Annotated in this window: 12 protein-coding genes; all 12 read left to right on the forward strand. The window is 40.3% G+C overall.

What is annotated here, in order from left to right; all coding sequences use genetic code 11:
• The first annotated feature begins 1 nt into the window (after position 1).
• The 12 genes from nuoE (at position 2) to hppD (ending at position 15088) form a co-directional block, all read left to right on the forward strand.
• A complete protein-coding gene (gene nuoE / locus Q4489_RS06130) occupies positions 2 to 532 on the forward strand; it encodes an NADH-quinone oxidoreductase subunit NuoE (RefSeq protein ID WP_303478144.1) in 531 nt (176 codons plus the stop codon).
• Positions 529 to 1839 carry an NADH-quinone oxidoreductase subunit NuoF gene (nuoF, locus tag Q4489_RS06135; protein WP_303478146.1) on the forward strand — a complete coding sequence of 437 codons (1311 nt, stop codon included), beginning with the start codon at positions 529 to 531 and terminating at the stop codon, positions 1837 to 1839. The genes nuoE and nuoF overlap by 4 nt, the downstream gene beginning before the upstream one ends.
• The gene (gene nuoG / locus Q4489_RS06140) at positions 1832 to 4663 is read left to right on the forward strand and encodes an NADH-quinone oxidoreductase subunit NuoG (RefSeq protein WP_303478147.1); all 2832 of its coding nucleotides are present in this window, start codon (positions 1832 to 1834) and stop codon (positions 4661 to 4663) included. Before nuoF ends, nuoG begins: the two co-directional genes overlap by 8 nt.
• Positions 4656 to 5627, forward strand: a complete 972-nt coding sequence (nuoH, locus tag Q4489_RS06145) for an NADH-quinone oxidoreductase subunit NuoH (protein ID WP_303478148.1) — start codon at positions 4656 to 4658, stop codon at positions 5625 to 5627. Before nuoG ends, nuoH begins: the two co-directional genes overlap by 8 nt.
• Entirely contained in the window at positions 5627 to 6142 is a 516-nt protein-coding gene (nuoI, locus tag Q4489_RS06150; RefSeq protein ID WP_303478149.1) for an NADH-quinone oxidoreductase subunit NuoI, read from the forward strand. Before nuoH ends, nuoI begins: the two co-directional genes overlap by 1 nt.
• Positions 6139 to 6663, forward strand: a complete 525-nt coding sequence (gene nuoJ / locus Q4489_RS06155; protein ID WP_303478150.1) for an NADH-quinone oxidoreductase subunit J — start codon at positions 6139 to 6141, stop codon at positions 6661 to 6663. The genes nuoI and nuoJ overlap by 4 nt, the downstream gene beginning before the upstream one ends.
• On the forward strand, positions 6660 to 6971 hold the full coding sequence (gene nuoK / locus Q4489_RS06160) for an NADH-quinone oxidoreductase subunit NuoK (RefSeq protein WP_303478151.1): 312 nt from the start codon (positions 6660 to 6662) through the stop codon (positions 6969 to 6971). Before nuoJ ends, nuoK begins: the two co-directional genes overlap by 4 nt.
• Positions 6968 to 8845 carry an NADH-quinone oxidoreductase subunit L gene (nuoL, locus tag Q4489_RS06165; RefSeq protein WP_303478152.1) on the forward strand — a complete coding sequence of 626 codons (1878 nt, stop codon included), beginning with the start codon at positions 6968 to 6970 and terminating at the stop codon, positions 8843 to 8845. The genes nuoK and nuoL overlap by 4 nt, the downstream gene beginning before the upstream one ends.
• Positions 8842 to 10290, forward strand: coding sequence for a NuoM family protein (locus tag Q4489_RS06170; RefSeq protein ID WP_303478154.1), 1449 nt, complete (start codon positions 8842 to 8844; stop codon positions 10288 to 10290). Before nuoL ends, Q4489_RS06170 begins: the two co-directional genes overlap by 4 nt.
• Positions 10291 to 11718, forward strand: a complete 1428-nt coding sequence (locus Q4489_RS06175; RefSeq protein ID WP_303478156.1) for an NADH-quinone oxidoreductase subunit N — start codon at positions 10291 to 10293, stop codon at positions 11716 to 11718.
• A gap of 287 nt (positions 11719 to 12005) precedes the next feature.
• Positions 12006 to 13763 carry a DEAD/DEAH box helicase gene (locus tag Q4489_RS06180; RefSeq protein ID WP_303478157.1) on the forward strand — a complete coding sequence of 586 codons (1758 nt, stop codon included), beginning with the start codon at positions 12006 to 12008 and terminating at the stop codon, positions 13761 to 13763.
• 281 nt (positions 13764 to 14044) lie between these two features.
• Entirely contained in the window at positions 14045 to 15088 is a 1044-nt protein-coding gene (gene hppD, locus Q4489_RS06185; RefSeq protein WP_303478158.1) for a 4-hydroxyphenylpyruvate dioxygenase, read from the forward strand.
• Positions 15089 to 15099: the final 11 nt, after the last annotated feature.

Here is a 15099-nt window from a genome sequence, read left to right on the forward strand (position 1 = left end):
GATGACCATAGATTTAAACAGTAACTTATTAACTTTAGACTACCTTACCGAACAAGAGAAGATCGCTATTGATCATGAGTTGCAGATCATGGAAACCCGAGAAGCATGCAGTATAGAAGCATTGAAAATTGTCCAACTGCAACGAGGTTGGATCAGCGATGATTCACTACATGCGATTGCTGCTTATTTACGAATACCATCAGCAGACTTAGAAGGTGTAGCAACGTTCTATAACCTTATTTACCGCCAACCGGTTGGGAAATACGTGATTCATATTTGTAATAGTATCAGTTGCCATTTGTGTGGTTACGATGCCGTGGTATCAGCCATTAAAAATTATTTAGCAATAGAATATGGTCAAACGACTTCTGATGGCATGTTCACGTTGTTGTCAAATGCCTGTTTAGGCGCCTGCGATCAAGCACCGGTGATGATGATTGACAATCAGCTTTATCAAAGTCTCACCCCACAAAATGTGGTGGATATTTTACAAACATTGCAAGCGGCAGATAATAAAGGGGTGGGCAGATGACACCTTTAACACATCCGTTAACGCATTTGGTTGATGTTAATAACCCGTTAAATTTCAAGGGCTACTGTCAACAAAAGGGTTATGCCGCCGCGAAAAAAGTGCTTTTTGAGTATACGCCAGCAGAGGCTTTAGATACCGTGAAGAGTTCAGGCTTAAAGGGCCGTGGCGGCGCTGGTTTTCCTACAGGGATGAAGTGGAGCTTTTTACCTGAATTTGAAGAAGACGACCCTAGAGCAAAAGAACCTAAATACCTTATTTGTAACGCTGATGAAATGGAACCAGGAACGTTTAAAGATAGATTGTTATTAGAGGGCGTTCCTCACCAGCTTATTGAATCAATGATTATTGCCGGTTACATCATCGGTGCAACGCGTGCTTACATTTTTTTAAGAGGTGAATATCACCTTGCGGCTAAGCGGATCCAACAAGCAATTGACGAAGCTTATCAGGCAAGCTGGTTAGGTAACGATATTCAGCAAAGTGGCTATAGCCTAGAGTTACATTTGCACACCAGTGCAGGGCGATATATTTGTGGGGAAGAAACGGCATTGATTAATGCCTTAGAAGGAAAACGCGCAACACCGAGAGCAAAACCACCTTTTCCACAAGTTGCTGGTTTATTTGGTAAACCCACTATCGTTAATAACGTAGAAACGTTAAGTAATTTACCCCATATTTTTGCCCACGGCGTTGAGTGGTTTCAACAGCATGCGCCTGAAAGTGATGCTGGAACGAAAATATACGGTGCTTGTGGCCGTATCAAAATCCCTGGGCTTTGGGAGTTACCCATGGGAGTTAGCATCGGGCGACTGTTAAATGATCACGCAGGCGGAATGTGTGAAGGGTTAGCATTAAAAGGTTTATTGCCCGGCGGTGCATCAACAGATTTCTTGCTACCAGAACATTTAGATGTAGCAATGGATTACGATTCAATCGCTAAAGCTGGCAGCCGCTTAGGAACAGGCGGGCTAATTGTACTGGATGATAAGAATTGCCCTGTTGCCATGGTGAAAAATATTATGCAGTTTTTTGCGCAAGAGTCTTGCGGTTGGTGTACTCCCTGTCGTGATGGTACACCGTGGGCATTGGAAATTCTAACTAGAATAGAGCAAGGGAAAGGAACATTAACTGATATCGACGAACTTTATCGATTATGTGATTTTATGTGGATTGGTAAAACACACTGTGCATTAGCTCCAGGTGCGGTAGAGCCTTTAAGAAGTGCGTTAAATTATTTTACCGATGATTTCATACAGCACATTGAAGAACACTGCTGCCCATATCAGCAAAGGGGGCATCATGGATAACCAACTACTCACCATTTATATCAATGGTGACGCTTATCAAGTTGATGGTAATGACAATTTATTGGCTGCCGTACTGTCTAATAAGTTAAATCTACCTTACTTTTGTTGGCATCCTGCGATGGGCTCTGTTGGTGCTTGCCGTCAATGTGCTGTGACGCAATATCAAGACGAGCATGATAAAAAAGGTCGTATTGTGATGGCTTGTACCACACCAGTTGCTGAAGGAATGCGCATTAGTATTAATGATCATGCATCACAGGAGTTCCGTGAACAAGTTATTGGGGCAATGATGACGAATCATCCACATGATTGCCCAGTGTGCGCAGAAGGGGGGGAGTGCCACTTACAAGATATGACTGTGATGACAGGCCACACATCACGGAACTATGAAGGGTTGAAGCGCACCTTTACCAATCAAGACTTAGGGCAATTTGTTGGCCATGAAATGAATCGCTGCATTACTTGTTATCGTTGTGTTCGTTTTTATAAAGATTATGCAGGCGGAGAAGACCTCGGTGTTTTTGGTTCGAAAAACCAAGTGTACTTTGGTCGTCAAGAAGATGGCCAATTAGAGAGTGAATTTAGCGGTAATCTCGTAGAGGTTTGTCCAACAGGGGTGTTTACCAATAAACACTTCTCAGCACATTATGCGCGTAAATGGGATTTACAATCAGCGCCCTCTATTTGTGCGAATTGTTCTGTGGGGTGTAATCTTAGCGTCGGTGAAAGGTACGGTAGTGTTAGACGAGTCATGAATCGTTATCACCATGAATTAAATGGCTACTTTATCTGTGATCATGGTCGCTTTGGTTTATCGTATGTTAACAGCAATAAACGATTAACACGCACGAAGGGCATTGATCATTCGTCGCCAATGGGCTTAAAAAAACAAGATGTCGTTCGTGCATTGTTGCATTATCGGAAAAAACAATTCTTAGCGATAGGCTCGGGTCGAGCGAGTATTGAAAGCAATCAATTATTACGGGAAATAGTCGGTGTAAGAAACTTCAGTACGGGCTTTTCAGCAACTCAATTACCTTTTGCTAAACAGCATGCAGATTACTTATCACGCCATCAACCGGTTTCTTTAGCTGAAATAGAACAAGCCGATTTTGTCTTGATCATTGATGAAGATATTACCCAAAGTGCCGCAAGAATTGCCTTATCGGTAAGACAAGCATTACGCAATAAGGGTATTGCACGTGCGCAAAGTATGGGGATCCCGTCTTGGCAAGATAGCGCAGTAAGAACAATCGCTGGTGAACAAAAATCACCGTTGTATATTTTTACCAGTGTCGCCACTAAATTAGATTCTGTCGCGTCAGCTCGATACTTACAATCACCAGAAGAAACCAAGTTGGCGGTCGAACAATTAATTGCAGTATTAACTAACAAGCATCGTGAGCACGAGATAAATCCTAATATTTTGCAGATTGCTGATGCGCTAATTCAAGCGAAAAAGCCCTTGGTTATTAGTGGTTGGAGCCATCAACATCATGGACTGTTTTCATCAAGCATTGCATTAATTGATGCTGTTAGCGCTTGTCATAGCAATAGTTGTTCATTGATGACTGCACCAGAGGCGAATACGGTTGGGCAATTATATTTAACAACAGAAATTACCCAATCGGTTGAACAAACAATAGAGCAAACAATAACCGATAGTGATATTGCCGGACTGATTGTTTTAGAGCATGAGTTACCTAGCTTGTCGAAAGCGCAAATTGAACGTTTAAACAGTGCGAATAAACTTTGTATTGCCATAGATCATAGTGACGGAAAATTTACCCAAGCGGCCAATATGGTGTTACCTGCAACGCCTGTCACTGAATCGCATGGGCATTTTGCTAATTATCAAGGAAGGGTTCAGTCTTTCTATGCAGTGACACCACCGATATTACCCATCCAAAATGCTTGGCAATGGTTGTGTTTGCTGGCAAGTGGCTTGGAGAAATTATCCGATGAATTAACAGTTATTAATAGCTTTTCTACATTACATGAGTGGTTTGAAAAGCATGTTGATCGTTGGCCAATCAAACTTGATGCCAGCGATACATCAATTGCCAGAGAGCCGCACAGAGTGAGTGGTAGAACGGCGAAGATGGCAAATCAAACGGTTCATGAAGCAAAAACGACACAAAGTGAGGAAGCTTATCGCTTTTCAATGGAAGGCGGTGCGATTGATACCGGCGATAACATGCCCTACGTTTGGGCGCCAGGCTGGAATTCAAACCAAGCCATTACTTTTTATCAACAGCGACCTAATGGCCCGTTAATGAACAGGCAATCAGCGAAATTTTTAAGCTTCAATGAGCAGCCATTTCACCAATATCAATCTGTCGATGAGGGTAAGCCTGCTAACACTGAGCACAATGATGTTAGCTTAGCAATGAGTGTCCCATGGTTCAGACGGTTTTGGTTAACGAGATCACAAGCTGAATTTAGCATGATGGTGCAAGCTAATGTGCTGTATGTATCGAAAAGCTATGCTAACAAGCAACAATTAGCCGTTAAACAATGGGTAAAGGTGTCATTAAGCAAAAAAAATCAGTCAACAAGACAAGAGGTGTTCGCTCAATTGATGATTGATGATGACTTACCGGTGAACCACTTGTATTTGCAAGCAGATGAACTGCATGAAAATCATTGGCAGTTAGTCAGTGTTACATTGGCAGACGAACAAGCGCTTGAGCAATGGCATAAACAGGTTGAAAATCGTTTAAAATCCGCTGAACTTGAGCAAAAAAATACCTTAACAAGGCTAAAAGAAAAAGATCAAACGATACCTATCCGTTTAGTTTCTGGAGGGTTAGAAGATGCATGATACCTGGTTAAAGCTGTTTGAAATTTCCATCATATTAGGGTTACTTATCCCTTCTGCGGCAATGCTTGTTTGGGTAGAGCGTCGTCTAATTGGCATTTGGCAAGATAGACTTGGACCAAATCGGGTAGGCCCTTTTGGTATTTTACAGTCGTTCGCAGACCTCATAAAAATTCTTGGAAAAGAAGATTGGGTACCACCGTTTAGTGACAAATTAGTGTTTATTGTCGCGCCGGTTATTGGTGCCGTTTGCGTGTTGATGAGCTTTGCTGTTATTCCTTTTTCACCGAATATCGGGGTTGCTGATTTAAATATTGGCTTATTGTTCTTTTTAGCGATGGCCTCGCTTGCTGTTTACTCTGTAGTGCTTGCCGGTTGGGCGTCAAATTCTAAATATGCTTTACTTGGCGGCATGCGAGCTGCAGCACAAACAGTCAGTTATGAAGTGTTTATGGGGTTATCGCTGATGGGAGTGGTGTTGCTTAGTGGTAGCTTTAACTTACGAGAAATAGTACTAAGCCAACAGTCAGGCTGGTTTATTCAAACCCAGTTTGTAGGTTTTATTGTGTTTTTTATCGCGGGTATTGCTGAAAGTCACCGATTGCCCTTTGATCTACCTGAAGCAGAAACTGAGTTGACCGCGGGCTTTCATACTGAATATTCAGGACTAAAGTTTGCGCTATTCTTCTTAGGTGAGTATTTAGGCGTAATGCTTATTTCTTGTATGTCTGTTGTGTTGTTTTTTGGTGGTTGGTTAATGCCTGAGCCTTTAGCATCATGGCTTCCGGCGATTGTTTGGTATTTATTAAAAGTCAGTGTGTTGGTGATGGTGTTTATTTTGTTACGTACATCACTGCCGCGTCCGAGGTTTGATCAATTACTGTTATTTGGCTGGAAATATATGCTGCCGCTCGCGTTAGTGAATTTGCTGGTAACAGCTGTGTTGGCGTTAACGGAGGTGATTTAATGTTAAGTCAATTGCGAACGATGTGGTTGGTATTAAAGCATACGTTTACCAAAGCAGATACGGTTGAATACCCTGAACAAAAACCGTACTTAGCGCCACGATATCGTGGCAGAATTGTGTTAACCAGAGAGCCTGATGGTCAAGAGCGCTGCGTTGCTTGTAATCTTTGTGCGGTTGCTTGCCCTGTAGACTGTATTGCATTGCAGCAAACGGTTGATGATGACGGAAGGAAACGAGCTGAGTTTTTTAGAATCAACTTCTCGCGTTGTATTTTATGTGGATTTTGTGAAGAAGCTTGCCCAACCTATGCTATTCAATTGACCCCTGATGTTGAACTTGCTGAGTATGATCGTCAAAGTTTAGTGTATGAAAAGCATCATTTATTAATCGACGGTGTTGGCAAGTATCCAGATTATAGTTTTTATCAGCAATCAGGGATCTCAATAAAAAACAAAGACAAAGGTCAAGGCAGTCAAGAGAAGCCTCCAATTGATGTGAAGAGTTTGATGCCATGAACTTTTCTCCAATAGTAACGATGTTTTACCTTGCCGCACTGATTGCCATTGTTGCGAGTATCAAGGTGGTAACGCGAAAAAACACCGTACACGCGTTGTTGTATTTAGTGATATCACTGATTGCAGTTGCTGTTTGTTTCTACCTTATGGGAGCCCCTTTTGCTGCAGGGTTAGAAGTGATTGTTTATGCTGGCGCTATCTTAGTTTTATTTGTGTTTGCCATAATGTTGTTTGGTTTACGAGAAGATGAAACTCAATATGCGCCTTCTCATCACGGCATTTCTATGTGGTTTGGCCCAGTTACTCTAGCCTTAGTGTTGTTAGCTCAATTGTTATATACCATCAATCATCAAGGGATCCAGCAGCAACTTTCCGCGACGGTAATTGACTCAAAACAGGTTGGAATATTGTTGTATGGACCGTATTTGCTCGCAGTTGAAATAGCGTCATTTTTATTACTCTCAGGTTTAATTGCAGCTTATCACTTTGCAAAAGATGTTACGCACGGAGGTCAACAATGACTGCTATTCCGTTGGAACATATTTTAATTTTAGCCAGTATTTTATTTTTGATTGGCTTTGTTGGTGTCATCGTACGTAAAAATGCTCTGTTTATTTTGATGAGTTTAGAGGTGATGCTAAATGCAACCGGTGTAGCATTCATTGGTGCCGGGAGTGTCTGGCAGCAAGCTGATGGTCAAGTCATGTTCATGTTGATATTAACGCTTGCTGCTGCAGAGGTAGCGGTTGGTCTAGCTTTATTAATTCGTATGAAACATCAATATCGTTCACTCGATATCGATGTATTATCTGATTTGAAAGGGCAATGATGATGATTTTAGCTTGGTTGCCATTTTATCCGTTGATTAGTTTTGCATTGTTAATCGCTTTTCAGCGGCAGTTATCGTGGAAGCTTGCGAGTGTTATTAGTGTAACTACCGTTTTGTTATCGGCCCTATCAAGTGGTTATTTGATGTGGCAGCTCAGCTTTAACGATGTTACTACCTTGTCTGTCAATCTCTGGCAATGGTTTACCTTAACCAGTTTTGATACCGGAGATACGCACCAAGTTAATATTGCATTTTATTTAGATCGGCTTTCAGCGGTGATGGTTTGTGTAGTGAGTGGCGTGGGTTTTCTGATCCATTGTTTTGCGGCCGCCTATATGAAAGAAGATCCGCATTTTCATCGTTTTATGGCGTACATGAATTTGTTTCTCGTTGCTATGTTGTTATTAGTACTTGCTGATAATTTAGTGTTGCTTTATTTAGGTTGGGAAGGGGTAGGGTTATGTAGTTTCTTGTTGATTGGTTTTTGGTATAAAGTCCCTGAAAATGCTGCCGCGGCAAGAAAAGCGTTTATCATTACACGCATCGGTGATACTGCATTAGTTATCGGTTTACTTTTCCTTTTTACCAGCCTCAATTCACTTGAAATAAATACCTTAAATACTTTAGCACAAGGAGAGTGGCCGTTAACTGAACAGCGAACTTTCTGGATAACGATACTCTTGTTAGGTGGTGCCGTTGGTAAATCAGCACAGTTACCCCTACAAACTTGGCTACCAGATGCAATGGCAGGGCCGACACCTGTTAGTGCTTTAATTCATGCTGCTACCATGGTAACAGCGGGTGTTTATTTGATTGCACGTATGCATCATGTTTTTATTCAATCGCCAGAGGTAATGACATTAATCGCTTGGATTGGTGTTTTAACCTTGTTAATTGCTGGCATAACTGCGTTAGTGCAGTCAGATATTAAGCGAATACTTGCCTACTCTACTATGAGCCAAATAGGGTATATGATGTTAGCGCTAGGCGCTGGTGCTTGGAGCGCTAGCGTGTTTCATTTAATGATCCATGCGTTTTTCAAAGCATTGCTATTTTTGACTGCTGGTGCAGTGATATATGCCTTACATCACCAACAAAACATTTTTAAAATGGGAGGCTTATTAAAACGATTACCGGTTGAATCTGCCTTTTTTATTGTCGGTTTAGCTTGTTTGGTTGCTTTACCTGGTACCTCAGGGTTTTTCTCAAAAGAAGCAATAATTGGCCATTTATGGCAATCACCTACAGCAGGCCCTATTTTTTGGTGGTTAGCAATAATAGGTGCCCTAATTACCTCAATTTATAGTTGTCGATTATTCTTTTTGGCCTTTATGGGCAGCGCAAGAGAAAATATATCAATCGTAAAAAGTGACGGAGTGCTAATTAAAGCTTCGCTGAGTTTATTGGTGATTCTGTCATTGTTTGGTGGTTGGCTGAATATTGATCTTACGACTGTCTTTCAACCATTAACAACGCAAGTGATGAAGCAAGAACCTTCTTGGCTACACAGTGTTGCGGTTGCTACCCCCTTTATTGGTATTGCTTTTTCTTGGTGGATTTTTCGTGAATACCGATTGGGTAATTCGACAAAAATTGCACAGTCCTATCAAAGCATTCAAACAAATAGGGTTAAACGTTGGTGTTATTCGGGCTTAGGTTTTGACAGTTTATATACACATCTTGTTGTTACGCCTTTTATGTTCATTGCTAAGGTTAATCGTAAGGATCTCATCGATCAACTGGTGATGTTGTGTGCTTGGTATGCCAAACTTCTACGTGACGTTGCTGCCTCTTTACAAAATGGTTTATTACGCTGGTACGCTGCTGCTTTTGCCTGTGGATTAATGCTTTGGTTAGGAGCGTGGCTAGTATGATAATTCTGTTAATGATTGCGTTACTACTTGTCTTTGCGTTACTGGCTTGGCGTGTTGAAAAATACTTTATTCAAGCACCTAAAGTCGTTGCGCTTATAGCTGTTGTTATCGCTAGTTTTTTATTTTGTTTTCAGCTGTTTCAAGCTGAACATCGTTTTGAAGTATGGACGGTTATTGTTGATGCTACATGGATTGAAGCGTTTAACATTAAACTACAGTTTTCACTTGATCAGCTTAGTATTTTATTGATTTCGTTAACGCTATTGCTTGCGTTTATCGCGATAGCCATTTCATGGCAAGAAGTTAGCGAACGACAGGGTTTTTATTATTTTAATATACTTTGCGCGATTGCTGGGATCATTGGTGTATTTGCTGCGAGCGATGTTTTTTTATTTTTCGTGTTTTGGGAAGTGATGCTGTTGCCGATAACGGCACTAATTGCAATATGGGGACATGAAAATCGTTATTTTGCTGCTGTGAAGTTTTTTGTCTTTACCCAAGTGAGTAGCTTATGCATGTTAGTGGCGATTATTATGCTTGCTTTCATGCATCAACAGCAGGTTGGACAATTCAGTTTCCTATACAGTGACTGGCAACAGTTAGCATTTTCACCAGAAACCGCAACGTTTCTTATGATTGGCTTTTTCATCGCATTTGCCGTTAAGTTACCTTCTGTACCATTCCATTCTTGGTTGCCTGACGCACACACTCAAGCCCCAACAGCAGGCAGTGTATTGCTGGCAGGTATTTTATTGAAAACGGGTGCATACGGTTTGATTCGTTTTGTTATTTTACTGTTTCCAAATGCCAGCATGCAGTTTGCGCCTATCGCCATGACCCTGGGGGTTGTGAGTGTTTTGTACGGCGCGAAAATGGCGTTTGCACAGTCTGATTGCAAACGTTTAATCGCTTATAGCAGTATTAGCCATATGGGTTTTGTGATGATGGCATTATTTGCCTTTAATTATAATGCGTTTAATGGCGCTATTGTGACGATTATCGCCCACGGTATTAGTAGTGCTGCTCTCTTTTGTTTAGCGGGTATGATCTATCACCGTATTCACACCAGAGATTTAGCCCAAATGGGTAATTTAGCGTTAAGTGCGCCTTGGATGGCAGGGGTCACTTTAGTGTTTGTTGCTGCTGCATTTGGCATACCGGGTTTGGCAAACTTTATTGGAGAGTTTTATAGTTTACTTGGCGTATTTGCGGTTTCTCCATTACATGCATTATTAGCGGCACTCGGCATGATTGGCTCAGCTATCTATGGCCTACGTTTATTTCAAACTGCTTTTCATGGTGTAAAACGCGATAATACCTCGACCAAGATAGAAGATTTATCGATAAGAGAAGGGGCAATCTGCTTGGTGTTAGCCGTACTGCTTTTTTTGATCGGAATTTACCCTCAAGTGTTATTGCAATTTACTTTTCAAGGGGGTTATTAAATGTCGTTAAACACTTGGCTTTTATTGACTCCTCAACTACTCGTTGCGCTTGGAGTAGTCTGTTGTTTGTTGCTTATTTCTTGGCAACGTAGCCAACAAATTATCGCTTGGTTTACGTTAATGGTATTGCTGGTAACGATTGTTGCTACGGTGTCGTTAGTTGGGCAACCAGCAGTGCATGTTACTGAGTTACTCTATGTTGATAGTTTTTCTTTGGTCGCCTTTTTGTGGGTATTGCTGGCAGGTTTTGCTGCTGTTTACATGAGCAAAGCTTATTTACACAGTCATTTAGAAGTTCATGATGAATTTTATTTATTACTCTTACTTACTGTTCTCGGTGCAGGGGTTTTAGTGGCTAGTGATCATTTTGCGAGTTTATTTCTTGGTTTTGAATTGCTAAGTATATCATTAGTGGGTTTAACGGGATATTTTCGACACCAACGGCATGCTATAGAAGTTAGTTTTAAATATTTAATTCTAAGTGCCAGTGCTTCAAGTTTTATGTTACTGGGTATTGCCTTTCTTTATAGCCAGACAGGCAGTTTATCTTTTGTGCAAATGCAGGCAGAAAGTGCCGATAATATGATTGCTCAAATAGGCTTCTTACTGTTTATCGCTGGAATTGGTTTTAAACTCTCATTAGTACCGTTTCATTTTTGGACGCCTGATGTTTATCAAGGTTCACCAACGCCAGTGACCTTTGTATTAGCCACTATATCTAAAAGCGCGATGTTTATCGCATTGGCTAAATGTTTTTATGTAGAAGGCTTTCAAACATTGATTGCATTACCAAGCATTCATCATGCGTTAAGTGCTTTAGCTATTATTTCTATGATTGTGGGAAATTGCTTAGCGTTAGGTCAAAACAATATTAAGCGTATTCTCGCTTTTTCTTCGATTGCCCATATGGGGTATTTGATGATTGTTTTATTGGTACATCAACAACAGGCAATATTGTTAGCAAGACAAGCGGTGTTGTTTTATTTATTCGCCTATTTAATAGCAAATATTGCGATATTTGGCGTGTTAGTGTTAATTGAGCGAGAGCGTAATGTTGGTAATAATATTGAGTTATCTCATTGGAAGGGGATGTTTTGGTATTCGCCCATTAAAGCTTTAGTACTTATTGTGGCATTGTTAAGTTTGATAGGTATACCTTTAACTGCTGGCTTTATCGGCAAGTTTTATCTGATAATACTCGCAGCAAATAATGCATTATGGCCATTATTGATTGCGCTGATTGTAGGGAGTGGTATTGCATTGGGCTACTATTTGCCGATGATTTTTCAGTTGTTTAAAAAAGAGGTAGTTACAATGAGCCACATGACGACTTGGCGTATTCGACTTTGGATTAGCGTTATCTTCTTGTTAAGCATTGGTGTAGGTATTTTACCTGATATGATTATTACCCCGTTATTAAATTTTTAATGCTAATTTGGTTAAGCTAAAAGCATTATTCACAGCAATTAGTTAACTGTATGGTCAAATTATACACTTATTACTTGTTTGTTTTGTTATATTCTGTATAATGCGCGCCTCGTTGTTAGGGCTCGGACGCCTTAGCAAGAATCTTGAAGTGGGGCGATCCCAATAGACTTGATCTGTACTGCACTGACGTGCTACCTCTATTTGTAAAGTCTTCCTGGTGGTTTCCTCTTTATATCGCGTAGAGCTTGTTAGTTTACAAAATGCTTTACCATGGGAAGACAAAATATATGTTAAATACCGACAATGCCGTTATCGGCTTTGCTAGCCTAGGCTTGCCTGAAAATATCCTTTCTGCTGTTACATCACTTGGTTTTGACCAAGCAACACCAATACAAGCGAAAACAATTCCATCATTATTGGAAGGGTTTGATGTACTAGGTGAAGCACAAACAGGTACAGGTAAAACAGCTGCATTCAGCTTACCAGCCTTGACTAAAATTGATACCTCAATACGTAAGCCTCAAATGCTTGTATTGGCACCAACGCGTGAACTTGCTATTCAAGTGGCAGAAGCGATTGAAACTTTCGCAAAAAATATCAAAGGCTTAAAAGTAGCTACATTATACGGTGGTCAATCTTATGGACCACAGTTTCAACAACTGGAGCGTGGTGCTCAAGTTGTGGTAGGTACACCTGGACGTTTAATGGATCATTTACGTCGTAAAAGTTTGAAACTTGCTGATCTTAAAGTATGTGTACTTGATGAAGCCGATGAAATGTTAAACATGGGCTTTTTAGAAGACATTGAGTGGATCCTTGAGCACTTACCTGAAAAAACGCAAATGGCCTTATTCTCTGCAACAATGCCAGCACAAATTCGTAAAGTAGCGAATCGATTCTTAACGGATCCTGTGCATGTGAAAATAGCCGCTGAGAAAAAAGCAAAAGCAAATATTGAACAACTTGCATGGAAAGTAAGTGGTATTAATAAAATGACTGCTTTAGAGCGTATTGCTGAAACTATTGATTATGATGCAATGATTATTTTCGTTCGTACCCGAAGTGATACGGTTGAAGTTGCTGAAAAATTAGAGAGAGCTGGCTATCCGGCACTTGCGTTAAATGGTGACATGAACCAGGCACAACGTGAGCGTGCTGTTGAACAAATTAAGTCATCTAAAGCGTCTATATTAATTGCAACAGATGTAGTTGCTCGTGGATTAGACATCCCACGTATTTCTACGGTTATTAATTATGATTTACCGGGTGATACTGAATCGTATGTTCACCGTATTGGTCGTACAGGCCGTGCTGGTCGTAGTGGTACAGCGATTTCATTTGTTCGACCTCGTGAAATGTATTTATTACGTCAATATGAGCGTTTAACCTCAGGTACCATTAATGCGTTTGAATTGCCGAGTATTCATGAAATTGGTAAAGCACGTATTGCACGTACACAAACAGAATTGAAAAACTTGCTTGAACAAAAAGATATTGCTGACATGCGTGAAATTATTGAAGGGATGGCAAATGACACCGAACTTTCAATGACAGACATCGCAGCAGCTTTATTGTTCTTGAAACAAGTTAAACAACCACTTCGTCCTAAAGAAGACCCTAAGCCTCGCCGTGAAGCTCGTGATAGAGATAACAACCGTTCTCGTGATGGAAGAGGTCGTGATAGCAGAGATAATCGTGGTGAAAGAGAACGCCCTCGTCGTTCAAAAGTGGCACGTAATGATGTAGATTGGCAAACTTATCGCTTAGAAGTTGGCAAAGAGCATGGTGCTAAGCCTGGTGATATTGTTGGTGCTATTGCTAATGAAATAGCACTAGACAGTGGCTATATTGGTCAGATCAACTTGCATGATCGTCATACTTTTGTTCAATTACCAAAAGGTATGCCAGAGAAAGCCTTTAATCAATTGAAGCGCGTACGTGTACGTCGTCAAGCATTAGAGATTTCTGTGTCACAAGCACCTGTTGTAACAGATAAGCCGAAAAGACGAAATGATAGGCCACGAAAACCAGCTCGGGTTTCATAATTATTGAAGAAAGCGCCAAATAGGCGCTTTTTTTTCGTCTAAATATAAGACAGTTTTATTGGCTGTTATCTAACCTTAATCAGACAAATTTGATGTCTGTATTTAATTGTTTACAGCTTCTTTGTACGGCTCTATTGGGCTAGCTTTTAGTTGCTTTAAACTTCAGCAATCTTATCGTACAAATTCATTTACGACACATGTAAAAATCTTGATCTCTCGACACTTTTACTGATGATTTTTACTCGTAATAATAGCGCTAAGAAATCAATGAGAGATAACTTATGACTAACGCAGCAAACCCTTTAAAACTTTGTGGTATCGAGTTTACCGAATACGCAACGCCTGATTCTGATTTTATGGAAAAAGCTTTTTATGGCTTTGGTTTTTCGAAAACGAAAAAATTTAAAGGTCGCGACATTGAATACTTCAATCAAAATGATATCCATTTTTTATTGAACAACGAGCAAAAAGGCTTTTCGCGTGAGTTTGCTAAAGCACATGGCCCGGCTATTTGTTCAATGGGTTGGCGAGTAGAAGATGCTGAATTTGCCTTTGAACAAGCGATTGCGCGTGGTGCTAAGTCAGCCCAAGAAGAAGCAAATAAACTGCCGTACCCTGCCATTTATGGTATCGGTGATAGCTTAATTTATTTTATTGATAAGTTTGGCGATAAAGGGTCAATTTACCAAGATGATTTCGAACCATTAGACAATCCTGTTGAAGTGGAAGATAAAGGCTTTAAAGCTGTTGATCATTTAACGAATAACGTTTATCAAGGCACAATGGAACATTGGGCTAACTTTTATAAAGATGTATTTGGTTTTACAGAAGTACGTTACTTTGATATTAAGGGTGAAAAATCTGCGCTTGTTTCATATGCACTTCAGTCGCCTTGCGGCAACTTTTCTATCCCGATTAATGAAGGTAAAGGTACAAGCAATAACCAGATTGATGAATACTTAGATGAATATGATGGACCAGGTGTGCAGCATTTAGCGTTTATCACTGACGATTTAGTTGGTTCGCTAGATAAGATTGATAAATCTATTATCGACACTCTAAACATTGTGCCAGAATATTATGATGATGTATTTGACCGTATTCCTTGGGTGAAAGAAGATAAAGATCGTATTCGTGAACACCAAATTTTAGTAGATAGCCAACAAGAAAATTCGTATTTGCTGCAAATTTTTACTAAGAATATATTTGGTCCTATATTCATTGAAATGATTCAACGAGTTGATGATAAAGGATTTGGTGAAGGAAACTTTACTGCGCTGTTTAAGTCTATTGAATTAAACCAAATGGAACGTGGTGTACTGTAGGCATTAATACA

Origin of the sequence: Thalassotalea sp. 1_MG-2023 (genome assembly GCF_030546745.1) — a bacterium.
GTDB lineage: Bacteria > Pseudomonadota > Gammaproteobacteria > Enterobacterales > Alteromonadaceae > Thalassotalea_C.